Genomic DNA, 19,378 nt, shown 5'->3' with positions numbered 1-19,378 from the left:
CCGCCGCCATGAAGCCAGCCCGCCCTCGCCCGCCCCGCCGCATCCTCGCCCGCTTCGTCGCGGTGTCGTGGCGCGACCTCGCGCTGTCGATCGGCCCCACCGTGCTGCTCGCGGTCGCAGCGGTCTGGCTCGCGGTCAAGCTGATCCAGCCCGCGCCGCCGTCCACGCTCGTGATTTCGTCCGGGCCGCCCGGCAGCACGTACTGGAACGCCGCGCAGAAATACAAGGCGATCCTCGCGAAGAACGGCGTCACGCTCGACGTCGAGTCGTCCGAAGGATCGGCGCAGAACCTTGCGCGGCTGTCCAACCCGAACGCACCGGTCGACGTCGGCTTCGTGCAGAGCGGCATCGGCCCGAAGGAGCGCGACGAGCACCTGGTATCGCTCGGCAGCATCGGCTACGTGCCGCTCGCGATCATGTACCGCGGCCCGGTCGTCGCGCGCCTGTCCGACTTCAAGGGCAAGCGGCTCGCGCTTGGTGCGGAAGGCAGCGGTGCCCGCGAACTGAGCCTGGCGCTGCTGAAGATGAACGGCATCGTGCCGGGCGGCTCGACCGAGCTGCTGCCGACCGCGGGCGAGGACGCGGCAACGGCACTGCTCGACGGCAAGATCGACGCCGCATTCCTGTCCGGCGACTCGACCCAGATCCCGGTGATGGCGAAGCTGTTCCGCGCGCCCGGCGTGCACGTGTACTCGTTCACGCAGGCCGAGGCATACGCGCGGCGCTTTCCGTACCTGACTGCGATCACGCTGCCGATGGGCGTCTACGATCTCGGCCGCAACCTGCCGCCCGCCGACATCCACACGGTCGCGCCGACGATCGAGCTGGTCGCGCGCGACACGCTGCACCCCGCGCTGTCGGACCTGCTGATCGAGGCCGCACGCGAAGTGCACGGCCACGCGACGATCCTTCAGCACGCGGGCGAATTCCCGTCGGCCGTCACGCGCGGCTTCCCGCTGTCGGACGACGCGGCGCGCTACTACAAGTCGGGCAAGACCTTCCTGTACCGGCGGCTGCCGTTCTGGGTCGCCAGTCTCGTCGACCGGCTGCTCGTGGTCGTGGTGCCGCTGATCGTCGTGCTGATCCCCGGGCTGCGGCTCGTGCCGTCGCTGTACGGCTGGCGCGTGCGTTCGCGCATCTATCGCTGGTACGGCGCGCTGATCGCGCTCGAGCGCCGTGCGCTCGGCGAGCACACGGCCGAGGAGCGCGTCCGGTTGCTCGACGAGCTCGACGACATCGAGGAAGCCGTGAACCGGATGAAGATGCCGCTCGCGTACGCGGGACAGTTCTACGTGCTGCGCGAGCACATCGGCTTCGTGCGCGAGCGGCTCACCGCGCACGACCACGACGCCGCAACGGGCACGCCGGGCGCCGGCACCCCCGCGGCGGCACGCACCGGCGCGACGCCGCCGCCGGCCGGCGAGCCACCCCGGGCGACTCCCGGTTCCGTGTGAGCGGCCGATCCGCGATCATTGCTGCATCCGCGCGCCACCGCGTAACATGAAGGCCGCCGCCAGGCGCGCACGCCCCACCCTCTGGAGATCGCCATGACAACCGGCCTCGACACCGCCCAACCCGCCTGGTTCTACGACTTCGTGTCGCCGTTCTCCTACCTGTTGCTCGAGCAGCTCGACAAATGGCCGGACGTGCCGTTCGAACCCGTTGCCGTGTCGCTGCTCGACCTGCAGCGCCACTGGGGACAACGCTCGAGCGCCGACGTGCCGGCCAAGCGCGTGTTCACGTACCGCCACGCGCTGTTTCGCGCCGAACAGCTCGGCATCCGCTTCAAGATGCCGCCCGCGCATCCGTTCGATTCCGACAAGGTACTGCGCCTCGCGATCGCGCTGCGCGCCGACATCGCGACCGTGCTGGAAATTTTCCGCTTCATCTGGCACGACGGCAACGATCCGTCGACGCCGGACGGGTTCGCCGCGCTGTGCGAACGCGTCGGCGTCGGGCACGGCGACGAGCTGATCGAGTTCGAGGAAACGAGCGCGCAGCTGCGCCGCAACACCGACGACGCGATCGCGCTCGGTGTGTTCGGCGTCCCGACCTTCTGGATGAACCAGCAGCTGTTCTGGGGCGAGGATGCGCTGCCGATGGTGCTGTACTGCGCGCGCACGCCGAACTGGCTCGAGTCGCGCGAGGTCAAGCGGATCAGCACGCTGCCGAAGGGACGCGCGTGATGGCCGGTATCACGCACGGCATCGCGCGGCTGCGGTAAGGTTAGGGTCTGTTTACGTATGGAACGTGCATGCGAATGCCCGAAATCGCTCGCAGGGCAAGAAGTGAGGAGCGCCGTTTGGCCATGCCAAACAAGCAACGAGCGACGCCGCCATGCGGGCGATTTCGGGCATTCCCGTGACATAATTTTTTTAATTTGGGGTTGCCACGAGAACGGCCGCTCGCCGCGTTGTGCTCCTTGCGAATACGTCAGTATTCGCGGCGTCGCACGCCTCGCGAGCGGCCGTTCTCGTGGCAACGCATGCACGTTCCATACGTAAACAGACCCTAAGCTTCGCTCGAATCCCCCTCCATCGATGGAAGACGACGACCGTACCGCCTCGCTCGATATCTGGCTCGTGCGCGTATTGCGCACGCTGCTGCTCGAGCGCAGCGTCACGCAGACCGCACTGCGGCTGAACCAGACGCAGCCCGCGATCAGCACCGCGTTGCGCAAGCTGCGCGAGACGCTGAACGACCCGATTCTCGTGCGCGGCAAGTCGGGGATGGTGCCGACCGAATATGGCGCGTCGCTGCTCGGCGCCGCGTCGCGCGCGCTGCGCGAGGTCGACTTCATCGCGACGCCGCACGGCGACTTCGACCCGTCGTCCGCGCGGCGCACGTTCCGCGTCGCCGCACCCGACTACCTGAACGATTTCTTCATGCCGACGCTGATCGAGCGCTTTCGCGACGCGGCGCCGCATGCGCATCTGGAAATCGACTCGCTGAATCCCGCGCTCGATCACGCGGAGGCGCTCGAATCGGGCGCACTCGATCTCGTGATCGGCAACTGGCCGAAGCCCGACCCGTACTTCGCGCGTCAGGACCTGTTCTCCGACACGATCGTGTGCCTGATGCGCGATGCGCATCCGCTCGCACGCGAACCGCTCACGCGCGAAGCCTATGCATCGGCCGCGCACGTCGCGCCGACGCCGTACACCGGCGACAAGCGCAACGCGATCGAGATCGGCCTCGCACGCGCGCGCCTCACGCGGCGGATCGTGACGACGCTGCCTTACTTCGGGATCGTGCCGCAGGTGCTGCTGCAGTCGGACCTGATCTTCACGACGACGCGCCGCTTCGCGACGCACTACGCGCAGTTGCTGCCGCTCGTCGTCGTCACGCCGCCCGTGCCGTTCCCGCGCATCAAGAGCTACCTGCTCACGCACCCGCAGCCCGATCGCCCGACCGACATCGCGTGGCTGTGCGCACTGATGCAGAGCGTATCCGACGAGCTGACGGCCGCGCGCGGTCGCAAGCGCTGACCCGGCGCGGGACGGCCCGCGCGGAATCACGCAACGCGGCCGCCGCTCAGGCCGTGCAGAAGGTTTCCTGCAGATGGCTCCAGCGCACGACGCCTGCCGCGTCGCGCGCGAACACGGCGGTCGCGCGACGCGCGGGCAGTTCGCCCGACGCCGCATGCTGCGCTTCGAGATAGGTGAGCACCACATGCGACGCGTCGGCCGCGAGCACGCGGATGTCCGACAGCGCGATGCGCAGACCCGGCTTCGCGCCGCCGAGTTTCGCGAACAGCGCGCGCGTGCCTTCATGGTCGAGCACGCGGCCGTCGGTCATGATCATCGTGAAATCGGCGGAAAAAGGCGCGAGCAGCGCATCGAGCGCCGCGGGTTCCGTATCGGCGCCGGACAGCCAGCGCTCGATGGCGACGAGGCTCGCATCGAGCGCGTCGAGATAGACCTGATGATCGGACATGGCACCTGCACGCATGACGCGCGGCACCGATGCCACGCGATCCGTGCAGTGTAGGCAAAAACGCGCGGACGTGCGTCGAGCGTCGGCCCCTCGTCGTCAGCGCGCGCAGCTCAGGTCGTCGCGCACGCGCGCGGCCGCGGCCGCCTTCGCATCGGCCACCGGCATCCCCGAGCGGGCCTGCAGCAGTTCCGCGCAGACGGCCACCGCGATCGCGCCGGGCGCCTTGTCGACGATGCCCGCGACACCGATCGGGCACACCATCTCCGTGAGCCGCGCCGGATCGACGCCGCGCGCGGCGAGCCGGCGCTCGAACTTCACGCGCTTGGTGCGCGAGCCGATCATCCCGAAATAGGCGAAGTCGCGCCGCCGCATGATCTGCGCGGCGAGCGAGAAGTCGAGTGCGTGGTTGTGCGTCATCACGAGGAAATACGCGCCGGGCGGCGCCGCGTCGACGACGGCCTCAGGCGTGTCGGTCGGCTCCGGCTGCACGTTCGGCGGACATTCATCCGGGAACAGCTCGTCGCGCGTGTCGACCCACTGCACGACGCACGGCAACGCGCCGAGCAGCGTGACGAGCGCGTGGCCGACGTGCCCCGCGCCGAACAGCACGACGTGCATCGGTGGCGGCGCGGCGCTCGCGCGGTTGCGCCGGCCGGTGCCTTGCGCGAACGGCTGCGCGGGCGAGGCGCCGCACACGCCGTCGCACCCGGCGACGGGCGCATGCGACGCGGCACGCAGCGAACGAGCGGGGCCGTTCATATCAGCCTCCGCCGGGCCGTCCCGCAGGGGGCAGCGAACGAAATGAGCGTGCGGGCCATTTCCATATCAGCCTGCCCGTGCGGCGCTCGCCGCACGCACCGCATGCAACGCGCGCAGGATCGACTCGCCGGTGGCCGGCGCGTCGAGCGGCGGATTCACGCGGTAGTCGCCGATCGCGGCGATCGCGTCGCGCACCGCGAAGAACACCGAGAACGGCAGCAGCAGCGGCGGCTCGCCGACGGCCTTCGAACGATGGATGCTGTCCTCCACATTGCGATTCTGGAACAGCCGCACGTTGAATTCGGGCGGCGTGTCGTTGACGGTCGGGATCTTGTACGTGGACGGCGCGTGCGTCATCAGCTTGCCGCCCTTGTTCCACCACAGCTCCTCGGTCGTGAGCCAGCCCATCCCCTGGATGAACGCGCCTTCGACCTGGCCGATGTCGAGCGCCGGGTTCAGCGACGCGCCGACGTCGTGCAGCGCATCGACGCGCAGCGTGCGCATTTCGCCCGTCAGCGTGTCGATCACGACTTCCGACACGGCCGCGCCGTACGAGTAGTAGTAGAACGGCCGGCCCTGCAGCTTCGACTGATCCCAGTACAGCTTCGGCGTCGCGTAGAAGCCGTCGGACCACAGCTGAACGCGCGCGAGGTACGCCTTCGCGATCACCTCGCCGAACGGCACGCTCGCGCTGCCGACCCACACGAAGTCGTTGCCGAACTTCACGTCGGCCGCATCGACCTTGCCATCGCCGAACTGCTTCGCCGCGAATGCCGCGAGCCGCTCGCGCAACTGGCGCGCGGCGTCCTGCGCGGCCTTGCCGTTCAGGTCGGAGCCGGTCGATGCAGCCGTCGCGGACGTGTTCGCGACCTTGCTCGTGTCGGTCGCGGTCACGCGGATCCGGCCGAAGCGAATGCCGAGTTCGTGCGCGACGACCTGCGCGACCTTCGTGTTGAGCCCCTGCCCCATCTCCGTGCCGCCGTGGTTCACGAGCACCGAGCCGTCGGTGTAGATGTGCACCAGCGCGCCGGCCTGGTTGAAGTGCGTGACGTTGAACGCGATGCCGAACTTCACCGGCGTGAGCGCGATGCCCTTCTTCAGCACCGTGTTGCGTGCGTTGAATTCACGCACGCCCGCGCGCCGCGCGCGGTAGTCGCTCGTCGCCTCGAGTTCGCCGAGCAGTTCCTGCAGCACGTTGTCCTCGACCGTCTGCCCGTACGGTGTGACGTTGCGCTCGGTCTTGCCGTACAGGTTCGCGTAGCGCACGTCGAGCGGATCGCGACCGAGCGAGCGCGCGACGTTGTCGAGGATGGTCTCGATCGCGAACGCGCCCTGCGGGCCGCCGAAGCCGCGGAACGCGGTGTTCGACTGCGTGTTGGTCTTGCCGCAGTAGCCGGCGATGTCGACGTCGCCGAGCCAGTACGCGTTGTCGAAGTGGCACACCGCGCGCGTCATCACCGGGCCCGACAGGTCGGCCGAGAAACCGCAGCGCGACGTCATGTCGAGCGCGACGCCGTCGAGGCGGCCGTCGTCGTCGTAGCCGACGTCGAAGCGGTAATGGAAGTCGTGCCGCTTGCCGGTGATCATCATGTCGTCGTCGCGGTCCGGACGCAGCTTCACGGGGCACAGCAGCTTCCACGCGGCGAGCGCCGCGCAGCATGCGAACAGGCCCGACTGCGATTCCTTGCCGCCGAACCCGCCGCCCATCCGGCGGCATTCGACCAGCACGTTGTGCGACGCGACGCCGAGCACGTGCGCGACGAGGTGCTGCATTTCGCTCGGGTGCTGCGTCGAGCAGAACACGTGCATCCCGTCGTCGTCCTTCGGCACCGCGTACGCGATCTGCCCTTCGAGGTAGAACTGTTCCTGGCCGCCGAGCAGCATCTCGCCCGACTCGCGATGCGGCGCGGCGGCGAGCCGCGCGGCCGCGTCGCCGCGCGCGAGCTTCAGCGGCGGGATCACGTAGGTTTCGGCCTTGCGCGCTTCCTGCGCGGTCAGGATCGCGGGCAGCTCCTCGTAGTCGACCTGCGCGCGGCGCGCGGCGAGCCGTGCGATCTCGTGCGAGGTTGCGACGACGATGAACATCGGCTGGCCGACGAACTGCACGATGCCCTTCGCGAGCACCGGGTCGTCGTGGATGATCGGGCCGCAATCGTTGACGCCGGGAATATCGTCGGCCGTAAACACGGCGACCACGCCGGGCGTCGCGCGCACCGCGTCGAAGTTCATCGACACGATCTTCGCGTGCGGCTTCGCGGACAACCCGAGCGCCGCGTGCAGCGTGCCCGCGACGAGCGGGATGTCGTCGGTGTAGGTCGCGCGTCCGCTCACGTGCAGGTGGGCGGATTCGTGCGCGCGGGATACATGCACCTGCGCAGCATCGGCTTGCGGGTCGAGGGTGCTCAGGAACGGTTCTGCTTGCTGGTTCATGTTCGGTGTTCTCCCTCTTCAGACGCGCGCCGCGTCGTTGGCAACTTCGGCGGCGACTTCACGCACGTTCAACGCCTGCGGCGGCAGCGGGTCGTGCGGGCGCGTCTCCAGCCAGAATCGATACATCAGGTTCTTCGCGGTATCGAGGCGGTACGCGCTCGTCGCACGCATGTCGGTGAGCGGCTGGTAGTCGCGCTCGAGCGCCTGCATCGCGGCCTGCGCGGTGGCTTCGTGCCACTGCGCGCCATCGAGCAGGCTTTCCGTATGCGTCGCGCGTTTCGGCGTCGCGGCCATCCCGCCGAATGCGATGCGCGGCTCGCGGATCAGCTCGCCGTCCGCGATGAACGCGAATGCCGCGCACACCGCCGAAATGTCGGAGTCGAACCGCTTCGACAGCTTGTAGGTGCGGAACTGCAGTTTCGCGCGCGCGCCGGTGCGGGTCGGCACCTTCAGGCCGACGACGAATTCGTGCGGCGCCATGTCCTTTTGCTGATAGCCGGTGTAGAGCGCCTCGAGCGGCAGCTCGCGCACCGTGTCGCCGCCGCGCAGCACGACGCGCGCGCCGAGCGCGATCAGGCCCGGCATCGAGTCGCCGATCGGCGAGCCGTTCGCGACGTTGCCGCCGATCGTCCCTGCGTTACGGATCGGCAGCGACGCGAAGCGCTTCCACATTTCGGTCAGCTCCGGATACGTGCCGGCGAGTGCCGCATACCCTTTCTCGACCGTCACGCCCGCACCGATTTCGATCCAGTCGTCGCCGTGCACGATGGTCTGCAGCTCGGCGATCTGGCCGACGTAGATCAGGTCGTCGAGCCGGCGCATCTGCTTGGTGACCCACAGGCCCATGTCGGTGCTGCCGGCGAGGATCCGTGCGTCCGGACGCCCGGCCTTCAACGCGGCCAGCGCGTCGAGCGTGCGCGGCGCCGCGAAGCGCGCGCCGTCGATCGTCGTGTAGTCGAACGTATCGTCGCGCTTGAGCGAGGCGAGCGTGCGGGCAAGTGCGGCCGTGTCGACCGGCGCCGCCGGCGCGGGCGCACCTTCGCCGGCCGCGTCGAACATCTGCACCGCCGCATCGACGATCGGCCGGTAGCCGGTGCAGCGGCACAGGTTGCCGGTCAGCGCATCGGCGATCTCGGTGCGCGTCGGCACGTCCTTCGCCTTCGCACACGCGCTGCCGCAGCCTTCATGGCCGTGCTTCTCGTACAGCGCCCACATCGACATCACGAAGCCGGGCGTGCAGAACCCGCATTGCGACCCGTGACAGTCGACCATCGCCTGCTGCACCGGGTGCAGCGAACCGTCCGGCTGACGCAGGTCTTCCACCGTCAGCAACGCCTTGCCGTCCAGCGTCGGCAGGAACTGGATGCAGGCGTTGACGGCCTTGAACTCGACCGTGCCCGCGTCGGTCAACTCGCCGACGACGACCGTGCACGCGCCGCAGTCGCCTTCCGCGCAGCCTTCCTTGGTACCGGTGCAATGCGCATCCTCGCGCAGATACTGCAGCACGGTGCGGGTGACGTCCGCGCCGCTGACTTCGCGGATCGCGTGACGATGGTAGAAGCGAATCGGCTCACTCATGTCTCTATCGTTCTTCAAGTGGGGGCAAGGCGGCCAGCGCGGGGCGCTCGACCGACGTTTCTCTGACAGTTTGCACGCTATCACCATCAAATTCCGCAACCCATAGCCCATCACGCATGGGGCCCATATAACTGCCGCGATATGAGCACCGGGGCCGCCCGGCGGCCGTCTCGCGCATTGCCGCGCCTGCGTTTCGGGCCTGCTTGCGCCGCTTCGTCGGCGATTCTTCGGCGATCCGTCAGCGACCCATCAGCGATGAAACAGGTCGCGATTAACTAAATGGTACCTGCGTGAAAACCGGTTCCATGGGAAAATCCCGATTCCGTTTTTCGCCGCCTTCCGTTCCGTTTCGCTCATTCGTTCCGACCCCATGTCATCCGATTCCGCCACACCGCCGCGCAGCGGGTTCGCGGTCACGCTGCAAATCGTGTCCGTCGTCTGCTTCACGTTCATCTGCTACCTGACCATCGGCCTGCCGCTCGCCGTGCTGCCGGGCTTCGTCCACGACGATCTCGGCTTTTCCGCGATCGTCGCGGGCGGCGCGATCAGCGTCCAGTATTTCGCGACACTCGCGTCACGCCCGCTCGCCGGGCGCTTCGCCGATACGCTCGGGCCGAAGCAGACGGTGCTGCGCGGGCTGATCGGCTGCGGCGTGTCGGGCGTGCTGCTGCTCGTCGCGCTGCTGCTGGCCCACTGGCCGGTCGCAAGCCTCGTGCTGCTGGTCGCGAGCCGCCTCGTGCTCGGCGTCGGCGAAAGCCTGTGCGGCACCGGCGCGATCCTGTGGGGCATCGGCCGGGTCGGCGTCGCGCACAACGCGAAGGTGATCTCGTGGAACGGTATCGCGACCTACGGCGCGCTCGCGCTCGGCGCGCCGGTCGGCGTCGCGATCGCGCATACGCTGAACCCGGCGCTGATCGGCGTGATCGTGATCGCGCTCGCCGCGATCGGCTTCTACCTCGCACGCCTGATCGATTCCGTGCCGCTCGTGCACGGCGAGCGGATGTCGTATGCGAGCGTGTTCACGCGCGTGCTGCCGCACGGTCTCGGCCTCGCGCTCGGCTCGGCCGGCTTCGGCTCGATCGCGACCTTCGTCACGCTGTACTACGCGGCGCGCCACTGGCCGAACGCCGCGCTGTCGCTGACCGTGTTCGGCACGCTGTTCATCGGCGCGCGCCTGCTGTTCGCGAACACGATCAAGACCTACGGCGGCTTCCGCGTCGCGATCGTGTCGTTCGCGTTCGAATGCTCGGGCCTCGTGCTGCTGTGGCTCGCGCCCGTGCCGCACGTCGCGCTCGTCGGCGCCGCGCTGACCGGTTTCGGCTTCGCGCTGATCTTCCCGGCGCTCGGCGTCGAGGCCGTCGCGCTCGTGCCGCCGGCGAGCCGCGGCGCGGCGCTGTCCGCATATTCGGTGTTCCTCGACCTGTCGCTCGGCATTACCGGCCCGCTCGCCGGCTATGTGGCCGGTGCGTTCGGCTATCCGCAAGTGTTCCTGTTCGCGGCGGCGGCGGCCGCGGCGGGCGTCGCGCTGTCGATGGTGCTGTATCAGCGGCAGGCGCGGATCGCGGGGAGCGGCGCGGCGGCTTGAGCCGTATTGCGGCGCGTGCAGCGCCGTTCAACGCGGCAACACGTTGAATTCCCGCAATACGCCGACGGCTTGGGGATGGCGCCGGAACGGAACGGCGTTCGTGAGCGAAAGAGCGAAAGCCTGGGTTCGGCACGATCGAAGAGCACGAGCGCTTCCGATGTGTTGAGATGGCGGGACATATATAGAAAGCCGTCGACCCGCTGGTGATGCCGATGGACGGCAAGCGACCACTGCTGCGGAACGTCGTACGGCACGATGGTCGACAACGCGCCATCACCGCCCAGGCTCTTCAGCGGCAAGCAAGCCGTGCAGGACGGCCACGTTCAACGGCGCGCCGTCAAATGAAAACACGTAGCGATCGAGCTCGGTCGTCACGAGCGGAAAGCCGCCCAGCTCCAGATCGGCGACTTCGTCGTGCAGCACCGTCTCGGCGAATGCGCAATGCAAATCGAAACCGAAATAGCTGGTGCCGTACCGGCGCCGCGGACGCGGATCGTCGAAGCGGTTGCCGCCCGCCTTGCCGAAGTACGGCTCGCCGATCACGCCGTGCGCAGAAACAACCGGCGCGTCAGGTCGAACGCAACGAGATTGCCGGCCAGCACGAGCAGCAGCCCGATCACCGCGAGCGGCGACCACTGATAACCCTCGAACACGGTCGACACGGCCAGCGCGACGATCGGGAACAGCACCGTGCAGTACGCTGCGCGCTCCGGCCCGATCCGGCCGACGAGGGTCAGGTACGCGGTGAACCCGATCACCGAGCCCGGCACCGCGAGATAGACGAGCGCGCCGAGATAGCGCGGGCTCGGGTCGATCATGAACGGCAGCCCGGCCGCCGCGCTGCCGACCGTCAGGATCGCCGCGCCGATCAACATCGCCCAGCCGTTGGTTGCGAGCGGATGCAGGCCCATCGACTGCATCCGGCTCGACAGCAAATTGCCGGCCGAGAAGCACATCGTGCCCGCGAACGCGATCGCGAGGCCCACCCACGTGGCGTGATCGTCGAGGTGGCCGGCCATCTGCTGCCAGAACAGGCACGCGATGCCGGTCAGCCCGAGCAGCGCGCCGGCGATCGCCGACGGCCGCAGCGGGCGGCCCATGAACAGCCGGCCGTTGATCGAATTCAGCAGCGGCGCGGTCGAGAAGATCACCGCGACGAGTCCGCTCGGCACGACCTGCTCCGAATAGTAGAAGCACAGGAAATTCAGGCAGAACAGCGCGAAACCCTGCGCGACGAGGTAGCGCCACGCTTCGCGCGGCGGGCGCACCGGCCGGCGCATCACGCGCAGCAGCGCGAACAGCACGGCGGCCGCGAGCCAGAAGCGCCATGCGATCGACACGGGCGGCGGCACGGCGCCGAGCTGCCATTTGATCGCGATCCAGGTGGTGCCCCAGATCAGCACGGTGACGAAATAAAGCGACAGGTTCATGGCGGCAACGAAGCGAAACGAGTGAAACGGAAGCCGACTATGCCGCCGCCCCGCCCGCACGGATTGTCCGGAATTGCGGTCTTTTACGGGCCGCCGCACGGCCCGCCGCGCGCGCGCTTATACTCGTCGCACCATGAGTTCGCCCCTGTACGCCCCGCCCGTCGATCACGCGGCCGCCCTTGCCGGCGGCGCGATGCCGTTCGGCCTGCAGTCGGTATGCCGCACGCTCGCCGAGGCGAACGCGACGCTCGAGCGTTTCACGTGGCTCGGCGACCATCTCGCGATCGCCGAATGGACGCGCATCACCGACGAAAGCGAGACGATCTACGAACAGCCCGGCCACCATACGCTGTCGTGCTATCTCGACGGCGGCTACCGGACGGAACGTGAACGCGTGCCGCGCTACGGCGCGCCGAGCCTGCTGTGCGCGCTGCCGGGCGACCATGAATCGCGCTGGTGGGTGCGCGGCGAGATGCACTTCATCCACCTGTACTTCCTGCCCGAGCACTTCACGCAGCGCGCGATCCGCGAGCTCGATCGCGAGCCGCGCGAGCTGAAGCTTGCCGACCGCACCTATTTCGAGGATGCGCGCGTCGCGGCGCAATTCCGTTCGCTCGCGCTGGAGCGCTGGGACGATGCCGACGGGCGGCTGCGCGTAAACGAGGCCGCGCACGACGTGCTGAGCCTGCTGCTGCGCGGCCAGAGCACGACCCGCACCGACGTGCCGTCTCGCGGCGGGCTCGCGCCGGCCGTGCGCCGCCGCGTGCGCGACTATATCGACAGCTACCTGTCGCAGCCGCTGACGCTCGGCGAACTGGCGGACGTCGCCGCGCTGTCCGAGTATCACTTCTCGCGGATGTTCCGGCTGTCGTTCGGCCGCGCGCCGCATGCGTGGGTCGCCGAGCAGCGGCTCGCGCGGGCGCGCCTGCTGCTGCGCACGACGGCGCTGCCGCTCGCGCAGGTCGCCGCCGAATGCGGCTACGCGAACGCCGGCCACTTCAGCCATCGCTTTCGCGACGCGCACGGCACGACGCCGAACGCGTATCGCCGGGCAATGCAGGGCGGCTGAGCCGCGCCCCGGCGTTCGACGATCCGTTGCGCGCGGCGCACCCGGCCCCGCGCGCGTCCCGCTGCTTACACGCCCCGCTGCGACAATTCCTGCTCGAGCGCGGCCACGCCGGCCGGCAGGTCGACCGGCACCTTCAGATCGAACATCGTGCGGCCGAACGCATGCAGCGTGCGGAACAGGTTGTGTTCGCGGCACTGTTCGCCCATCTGCCCGATCCGCACGATCGGCAGCCCGAACGAGCCCGAGATCTCGACCTGGTACTGCTTCGAGATATGGCCGCACACCATGCCGGGCGTGAGCCCTTCGGGCGTCTCGATTCCCACCACCGAATTGAGCCGGCAGTCCTTCGGCGCATAGAGCGTGAGCCCCATCGCCTCGACGCCCGCCTGCAGCGCGAGCGAGCAGCGCAGGTGGCGCGCGAAGCGGCTTTCGAGCGTCTCCGCGCAGACGAGGCGCAGCGCCTCGTGCAGCGCGAGCACGCCCGACACCGGCGCCGTGTAGTGATAGCCCGCGTTGTGCCAGAAGTTCTCCGCGAGCGCCATGTCGAGGCACCAGTGCGCGTTCGGTTCCGGACGCTGCTTCATGCGCTCCCACGCGGCGTCGGAGAATGCGATCAGCGACACGCCGGGGATCGACGACAGCCCCTTCTGGCCGCCCGTGATCACCGCGTCGATGCCCCACGCGTCCATTTCGAGCGGCATCGTCGACAGCGTGCACACCGCATCGACGACGACCAGCGCGCCGGCCGCCTTCGCGAGTGCCGCGATGTCGCGCAGGTCGCGGTTCCATACGGTGTTCGACGTCTCACCCTGCACGATCGTGACGATCTCGGGCCGCTCGCGCGCGATCGCGTCGGCGATCTCGTCGAGGCTCGCGACCGAGCGGTCGGCCACTTCGAGCGTCGCGACGTCGGCACCGACGCGCGTCGCCATCTCGGCCATCCGAGCGCTGAAGAAGCCGTTGCGGATCGACAGCACGCGCGTGCCGCGCCACGCGAGGTTCGAGATCGCCATTTCCATCGCCGCGGAGCCGGGGCCGGCGACGCCGAGCACCCATTTCGTGCGGGTCTGGAACACGTAGCGCGCCATCTCCTTCACCTGCTCGATGATCTTCGCCATCGTCGCGCCGAGGTGGTTGATCACGATCGTGTTCGCCTTCGCGACGGCGGCCGGGATCGGGACCGGGCCGGCCCCCATCATCAGCAGCGGTTCTTCGGGCAGGATCGCGTCGAGCGGCACGACGATGGGACAGGGAATCGGCGAGTAATCGATGGACATGGCTGGCAAAAGAGGAAGAAAGAAACGCGCGGACGTCATTCGCCGCACGGCATGGCGAACGGATCGATCATTCCGCGTTCCGAGCCCGCGCGCAAGAGGCACACGCGGCCGGACAGCGTGACGCTGGCCCGGTCGACAGACCGGGCCAGCCGGCCGCGCACACGCCGGACGACCGCGCTTCGTATTGCCGCGGCATTGCCCATCGCATGCGAAACGGCTCCATCCCGCGGGTCGATGCCCATGATTTTCTCCCGCAATATTGCGACAAGCCCCGGATACCTGCGTTCATCAGGACGCGCGCATCGACCGGAATACCGGTCATCACGATAAAAATCGCGCAAGTGGAGTCGATCCACGAAAACGGGACCTGTTCAAAAAACATCCATTACCGTTACATCTATTGGTGAGCAATTTCACCAATTACCGCACCCAACCCCACGATTACGGATAACACATTGATTTAAATGATGATATTCAAATCTCATGCGACCGCCATCCAATACGCCACGGCTATCCCCAGCCCGCATACGCGACACCGATTCGTTAAAGCGATACCCGTGATTTCGATTTTACGCAACCCGCCCCTTTTCTCAGGTTGACGGCTATCGCTTCCGTCATGAACAATCATCTGCAGAATCGAAAACCGATTTTTCGATACGAACGAGAACCGGAGGTTGCGCGACGGTTTTCCCGGTCGTGCCACGAAAAATCACAACGGAAATCAATCAACCGGGCCAGAAATTCGCGAGCCATGAACCAGATTCAGACCATGCGTGTGTTCGTCTGCGTCGCCGAGCAGCAGAGCTTCCGGCGCGCGGCGCACCATCTAGGCGTGTCCAATGCGCTCGTCACGCGTTCGATCGCGATGCTCGAGTCGCACCTGAACACGCGGTTGATCCATCGCACCACGCGCAACCTGTCGCTGACCGAGGCCGGCCTGCGCTACCTCGACGGCTGTCGCGCGCTGCTAGAGGAATTCGATCACCTCGAGGCATCCGTCGCACACGCGGTGCGCGAGCCGGCCGGCACGCTGCGCGTCGTCGCGTCGGGCCTGCTGTCGCCGCTCGCGCTGACGCCGCTCGTCAGCAGTTTCCGCCACCGCTACCCCGAGCTGCGCGTGCAGCTCACCGTCGCCGAAGGGCCGCTCGACGTGCTCGATTCGGGCTACGACGTCGGCATCGTGACCGGCAACCGGCTCGACGGCAACCCGACGCTGATCGGCCACGCCCTCGCGCCGAACCCGTTCGTCGCCTGCGCGGCGCCCGCCTATCTCGAACGACGCGGCGAGCCGCGCGCGCCCGACGACCTGCCGGGCCACGACTGGGTCGCGCTCGCACCGCACCAGCATGCGCCCGCGTGGCGGCTGGTCGGCCACGACGGCGTCACGCATTCGATCACGGTGCGCCCGACCTGCACCGTCAACCAGCTGACGCTCGTGCAGGCGGCAGTCGTCGCCGGGGCCGGCATCGCCGTGTTGCCCGAGCCGTGCATCGCCGACGCGCTCGCCGCCGGCACGCTCGTGCGGCTGTTGCCCGCCTACCGGATCGACGACCCGGATGCCCAGCTGTCGCTCGTCTACCCGAATCGCCAGTACGTGCCGGCCCGCACGCGCAGCTTCGTCGAGCACGCGCTCGAGTATTTCGGCGTGCAGGCGGCCCGCGGGCGGACCGGCTACGGCTTCCTGCGCACGCCCGATCGCGTCGATGTCGTCACGGGCCGGCAGACGGGCCTGCAGTAAACTGCACGCGACAGCCATCGGAGGTGCAGCGTGCGCGTAATCCTGTTCAGCAGCCGGCAGTACGACGACGAATCGTTTACCACCGCCAACCGGCAGTTCGGCTATCGGCTGCACTTCCAGCCGTCCCATCTCGACGCGGAAACCGCGATCCTCGCGCACGGCTATGAGGTCGTCTGTCCGTTCGTCAACGACACGGTCGACGCGACCGTGCTCGAGCGGCTCGCCGACGGCGGCACGCGCCTGATCGCGCTGCGCTCGGCCGGGTTCAATCATGTCGACCTGGCGGCCGCCGAGCGGCTCGGCATCGCGGTCGTGCGCGTGCCTGCGTATTCGCCGCATGCGGTCGCCGAACACGCGGTCGCGCTGATCCTCGCGCTCAACCGCCGCCTGCCGCGCGCGGTTGCGCGCACGCGCGAGGGCGACTTCTCGCTGAACGGGCTGCTCGGCTTCGACCTGCACGGCAAGACCGTCGGCGTGATCGGCACCGGCCTGATCGGCCGCGTGTTCGCGAAGATCATGATGGGCTTCGGCATGCACGTGCTCGCGCACTCGATGCCGCCGTACGACGACGAGCTGATCGCGTTCGGCGCGCGCTACGTCGACCTCGACGAGCTGCTGCACCATGCCGACATCGTCAGCCTGCACTGCCCGTTGCTGCCGTCGACGCATCATCTGATCAATACGCAGACGCTCGCGCGGATGAAGCACGGCGCGATGCTGATCAATACCGGCCGCGGCGGCCTCGTCGATGCGCAGGCGCTGGTCGACGCGCTCAAGAGCGGCCAGCTCGGCCATCTCGGGCTCGACGTGTACGAAGAGGAAAGCGGCCTCTTCTTCGAGGATCACTCCGACCTGCCGCTGCAGGACGACGTGCTCGCGCGCCTGCTGACGTTCCCGAACGTGATCGTCACGTCGCACCAGGCGTTCTTCACGCGCGAGGCGCTCGCCGAGATCGCGCACACGACGCTACTGAACATCGAGGCATGGCACGCCGGCACGCCGACCAACGTCGTCACGACGGGGCGCTGATCCGCGGCATTCGGCATTCGGCATTCGGCATTCGGCGTTCGGCGTTCGGCGTTCGGCATTCGGCATTCGGCATTCGGCATTCGGCATTCGGCGCTCGGCGCTCGGCGCTCGGCGCTCGGCGCTCGGCATTCGGCATTCGGCATTCGGCATTCGGCATTCGGCATTCGGCATTCGGCATTCGGCATTCGGCGTTCGGCGTTCGGCGCTCGGCGTTACGCATTCCACGTTCGGCGCCCCCATCCATCAACGATTCGTCACTTTGTTTCGACTGATGTAACGCCGCACGCGCGGCGTCTGCTATCGTTGCGCCGACTTCCCCCTGCTTCTGCCGCCCATGCGTTTCGACGACTCCGCCATTGCCGCGGTCTACCGCGCCATCTTCGAACGGCGCGACATGCGCCATTTCACGCCGGCGCCCGTCGATCCGGCCACGCTCGCGCGATTGCTGCGCGCCGCGCACCACGCGCCGAGCGTCGGCTTCATGCAGCCTTGGCGCTTCATCCGCATCACCGACGCCGCGCTGCGCACCGCGATCCACGCGCTGGTCGAGGCCGAGCGCCGCGCGACCGCCGACGCGCTCGGCGAGCGCCAGGACGAATTCATGCGGCTGAAGGTCGAAGGCGTGCGCGAATGCGGCGAGCTGCTGGTCGTCGCGCTGACCGACGACCGCGAGCGCCACGTGTTCGGCCGCCGCACGCTGCCGGAGATGGACCTCGCATCCGCCGCCTGCGCGATCCAGAACATGTGGCTCGCCGCGCGCGCCGAAGGGCTCGGGATGGGCTGGGTGTCGCTGTTCGACGTCGACGCGCTGCGCACGCTGCTCGGCATGCCGGCCGGCGCGAAGCCGATCGCCGTGCTGTGTGTCGGGCATGTCGACGCGTTCTATGCGAAGCCGATGCTCGAGGAGGAGCGCTGGGCCGCACGCATGCCGATCGAGGCATGCCTGTTCGAAAACGGCTGGGACGCGCCGGCGACGCAAGCCGCCGATCGTGCGGCGGCGTCGAGCACTGTCGCGGAATCGTCCCCGTCGCCCGAGGTTGCCGCACCGGGCAGCCTCTCCGATTCGGCACCAGCCGGGGCGCTTCCCGGCCGCTGACCGAACGCACGGCGCGTAGAACAGACGTGCCGCCCGCTTCTCTCCGGCCCGATATTTCGCCTGCCGCCGCCGCCGCCGCCGCCGCCGAACATACCGCCAGATCCCACACTCTGGGCATCCTGCGCGTTTCCCCGTCGCACGCCGGCAACATCCGTTTTGGCCCCGAGCATAGGGGTTTTCACTGAAGTAGAATCGCGGCTGATGCCTCCCCGCCCTGCCCGTCCCGCGCATCCCGCGCCGGCCTCGGGCCGCGGCCTTTTCGGTAGCCCACCCGCGATGCCCTTACCTCTTTTCGCCCTTGCCGTCGCCGCCTTTGGAATCGGTACCACCGAATTCGTGATCATGGGGCTGCTGCCCAACGTCGCCCGCGACCTCGGCGTATCGATCCCGGCCGCCGGGATGCTCGTGTCGGGCTACGCGCTCGGCGTGACGATCGGTGCGCCGATCCTCGCGATCGTCACCGCGAAAATGCCGCGCAAGCGCGCGCTGATGGGCCTGATCGGGCTGTTCATCGCGGGCAACCTGTTCTGCGCGATCGCGCCCGGCTATGCGGTGCTGATGGCCGCGCGCGTCGTCACCGCGTTCTGCCACGGCGCATTCTTCGGGATCGGCTCGGTGGTCGCGAGCAATCTCGTCGCGCCGAACCGCCGCGCGCAGGCGATCGCGCTGATGTTCACCGGCCTCACGCTCGCGAACGTGCTCGGCGTGCCGCTCGGCACCGCGCTCGGCCAGGCCTATGGCTGGCGCGCGACGTTCTGGGCCGTCACCGGCATCGGCATCGCCGCGGCCGCCGCGCTCGCGGTATGCCTGCCGAAGCATCTCGCGATGCCCGACACCAGCATCACGCGCGAATTCGGCGTGCTGAAGCACCCGCAGGTGCTGATGGTGCTCGGCATCAGCGTGCTCGCGTCCGCGAGCCTGTTCAGCGTGTTCACGTACATCACGCCGATCCTCGAGGACGTGACGGGCTTCTCGCCGCACCAGGTCACCTACGTGCTGCTGCTGTTCGGCCTCGGCCTGACCGTCGGCGGCACGCTCGGCGGCAAGCTCGCCGACTGGCGCCGGATGCCGTCGCTGATCGCGACGCTCGCGCTGATCGGCGTGATCCTCGCGCTGTTCGCGGGCACGATGCACCTGCCGTTCGCCGCGCCCGCGACGATCTTCGTGTGGGGCATCCTCGCGTTCGCGATCGTGCCGCCGCTGCAGATCCTGATCGTCGACCGCGCAAGCGACGCGCCGAACCTCGCGTCGACGCTGAACCAGGGCGCGTTCAACCTCGGCAACGCGACGGGCGCCTGGCTCGGCGGGATGGCGATCGGCTCCGGCGTGTCGCTCGTGAAGCTGCCGTGGGTCGGTGTCGCGATGGCCGTCGCCGCGCTTGCGCTCACGCTGTGGTCGGCGTCGCTCGAACGTCGTCCGGCAGCCGTGCCGACCGAGTACGTCTGATGCAA

The 19,378-nt window shown here is 68.4% G+C and carries 19 protein-coding genes; 9 read left to right on the top strand and 10 right to left on the bottom strand.

Annotated features, from left to right (window positions below; translation table 11 throughout):
- The first annotated feature begins 8 nt into the window (after positions 1–8).
- From AC1Z3W_RS22470 to AC1Z3W_RS22460, 3 genes are all read left to right on the top strand, one after another.
- Positions 9–1,454, top strand: coding sequence for a TAXI family TRAP transporter solute-binding subunit (locus AC1Z3W_RS22470; RefSeq protein WP_057926146.1), 1,446 nt, complete (start codon positions 9–11; stop codon positions 1,452–1,454).
- 93 nt (positions 1,455–1,547) lie between these two features.
- A complete protein-coding gene (locus AC1Z3W_RS22465; RefSeq protein WP_057926147.1) occupies positions 1,548–2,186 on the top strand; it encodes a 2-hydroxychromene-2-carboxylate isomerase in 639 nt (212 codons plus the stop codon).
- Positions 2,187–2,540: 354 nt separating this feature from the next.
- Positions 2,541–3,488 carry a LysR family transcriptional regulator gene (locus tag AC1Z3W_RS22460; RefSeq protein WP_175826966.1) on the top strand — a complete coding sequence of 316 codons (948 nt, stop codon included), beginning with the start codon at positions 2,541–2,543 and terminating at the stop codon, positions 3,486–3,488.
- A gap of 46 nt (positions 3,489–3,534) precedes the next feature.
- Here AC1Z3W_RS22460 and AC1Z3W_RS22455 read toward each other — a convergent pair whose 3' ends face one another.
- The 4 genes from AC1Z3W_RS22455 to xdhA form a co-directional block, all read right to left on the bottom strand.
- Positions 3,535–3,936, bottom strand: a complete 402-nt coding sequence (locus AC1Z3W_RS22455) for a polyketide cyclase (RefSeq protein ID WP_124835127.1) — start codon at positions 3,934–3,936, stop codon at positions 3,535–3,537.
- 96 nt (positions 3,937–4,032) lie between these two features.
- A complete protein-coding gene (xdhC, locus tag AC1Z3W_RS22450; RefSeq protein ID WP_057926149.1) occupies positions 4,033–4,695 on the bottom strand; it encodes a xanthine dehydrogenase accessory protein XdhC in 663 nt (220 codons plus the stop codon).
- A gap of 66 nt (positions 4,696–4,761) precedes the next feature.
- Positions 4,762–7,125 carry a xanthine dehydrogenase molybdopterin binding subunit gene (xdhB, locus tag AC1Z3W_RS22445; RefSeq protein WP_483508479.1) on the bottom strand — a complete coding sequence of 788 codons (2,364 nt, stop codon included), beginning with the start codon at positions 7,123–7,125 and terminating at the stop codon, positions 4,762–4,764.
- Positions 7,126–7,143: 18 nt separating this feature from the next.
- Entirely contained in the window at positions 7,144–8,703 is a 1,560-nt protein-coding gene (gene xdhA, locus AC1Z3W_RS22440) for a xanthine dehydrogenase small subunit (RefSeq protein WP_483508478.1), read from the bottom strand.
- Between the two features lie 370 nt (positions 8,704–9,073).
- On the opposite strand from xdhA, the gene AC1Z3W_RS22435 reads away from it, so the two are divergent.
- The gene (locus AC1Z3W_RS22435; RefSeq protein WP_483508477.1) at positions 9,074–10,288 is read left to right on the top strand and encodes an MFS transporter; all 1,215 of its coding nucleotides are present in this window, start codon (positions 9,074–9,076) and stop codon (positions 10,286–10,288) included.
- Here AC1Z3W_RS22435 and AC1Z3W_RS22430 read toward each other — a convergent pair.
- The 3 genes from AC1Z3W_RS22430 to AC1Z3W_RS22420 are packed head-to-tail and all read right to left on the bottom strand — an operon-like array spanning position 10,246 to position 11,718.
- Positions 10,246–10,554: a hypothetical protein gene (locus AC1Z3W_RS22430; RefSeq protein ID WP_483508476.1), complete on the bottom strand. Its 309-nt coding sequence runs from the start codon at positions 10,552–10,554 to the stop codon at positions 10,246–10,248. The two genes, AC1Z3W_RS22435 and AC1Z3W_RS22430, sit on opposite strands and share 43 nt — an antisense overlap.
- Before the next feature lie 7 nt (positions 10,555–10,561).
- Positions 10,562–10,831, bottom strand: a complete 270-nt coding sequence (locus AC1Z3W_RS22425; protein ID WP_483508475.1) for an RES domain-containing protein — start codon at positions 10,829–10,831, stop codon at positions 10,562–10,564.
- On the bottom strand, positions 10,828–11,718 hold the full coding sequence (locus AC1Z3W_RS22420) for a DMT family transporter (protein WP_057926153.1): 891 nt from the start codon (positions 11,716–11,718) through the stop codon (positions 10,828–10,830). The genes AC1Z3W_RS22425 and AC1Z3W_RS22420 overlap by 4 nt, the downstream gene beginning before the upstream one ends.
- 133 nt (positions 11,719–11,851) lie before the next feature.
- On the opposite strand from AC1Z3W_RS22420, the gene AC1Z3W_RS22415 reads away from it, so the two are divergent.
- The gene (locus tag AC1Z3W_RS22415; RefSeq protein ID WP_483508474.1) at positions 11,852–12,787 is read left to right on the top strand and encodes an AraC family transcriptional regulator; all 936 of its coding nucleotides are present in this window, start codon (positions 11,852–11,854) and stop codon (positions 12,785–12,787) included.
- A 65-nt stretch (positions 12,788–12,852) separates the two neighbouring features.
- Here AC1Z3W_RS22415 and AC1Z3W_RS22410 read toward each other — a convergent pair whose 3' ends face one another.
- Both AC1Z3W_RS22410 and AC1Z3W_RS22405 read right to left on the bottom strand, forming a co-directional pair.
- Positions 12,853–14,064, bottom strand: a complete 1,212-nt coding sequence (locus AC1Z3W_RS22410; RefSeq protein ID WP_483508473.1) for a pyridoxal-phosphate-dependent aminotransferase family protein — start codon at positions 14,062–14,064, stop codon at positions 12,853–12,855.
- 35 nt (positions 14,065–14,099) lie between these two features.
- Positions 14,100–14,306 carry a hypothetical protein gene (locus AC1Z3W_RS22405; RefSeq protein ID WP_124835131.1) on the bottom strand — a complete coding sequence of 69 codons (207 nt, stop codon included), beginning with the start codon at positions 14,304–14,306 and terminating at the stop codon, positions 14,100–14,102.
- Positions 14,307–14,815: 509 nt separating this feature from the next.
- Between AC1Z3W_RS22405 and AC1Z3W_RS22400 the strand changes: the two genes are divergently transcribed.
- Together AC1Z3W_RS22400 and AC1Z3W_RS22395 are read left to right on the top strand one after the other, a co-directional pair.
- A complete protein-coding gene (locus tag AC1Z3W_RS22400; RefSeq protein ID WP_057926156.1) occupies positions 14,816–15,802 on the top strand; it encodes a LysR family transcriptional regulator in 987 nt (328 codons plus the stop codon).
- A gap of 30 nt (positions 15,803–15,832) precedes the next feature.
- Positions 15,833–16,831 (top strand): 2-hydroxyacid dehydrogenase, encoded by a 999-nt coding sequence (locus AC1Z3W_RS22395; RefSeq protein ID WP_124835133.1) that lies wholly within the window; start codon positions 15,833–15,835, stop codon positions 16,829–16,831.
- Here AC1Z3W_RS22395 and AC1Z3W_RS22390 read toward each other — a convergent pair.
- Positions 16,815–17,234, bottom strand: coding sequence for a hypothetical protein (locus AC1Z3W_RS22390; protein WP_483509645.1), 420 nt, complete (start codon positions 17,232–17,234; stop codon positions 16,815–16,817). The two genes, AC1Z3W_RS22395 and AC1Z3W_RS22390, sit on opposite strands and share 17 nt — an antisense overlap.
- On the opposite strand from AC1Z3W_RS22390, the gene bluB reads away from it, so the two are divergent.
- Positions 17,166–17,927 carry a 5,6-dimethylbenzimidazole synthase gene (bluB, locus tag AC1Z3W_RS22385; protein WP_483508472.1) on the top strand — a complete coding sequence of 254 codons (762 nt, stop codon included), beginning with the start codon at positions 17,166–17,168 and terminating at the stop codon, positions 17,925–17,927. The two genes, AC1Z3W_RS22390 and bluB, sit on opposite strands and share 69 nt — an antisense overlap.
- A 276-nt stretch (positions 17,928–18,203) precedes the next feature.
- Entirely contained in the window at positions 18,204–19,373 is a 1,170-nt protein-coding gene (locus tag AC1Z3W_RS22380) for an MFS transporter (RefSeq protein ID WP_483508471.1), read from the top strand.
- Positions 19,374–19,378: the final 5 nt, after the last annotated feature.

The organism is Burkholderia sp. 10_S31 (genome assembly GCF_056930375.1).
This window is presented reverse-complemented; position numbering and strand designations above follow the sequence as displayed.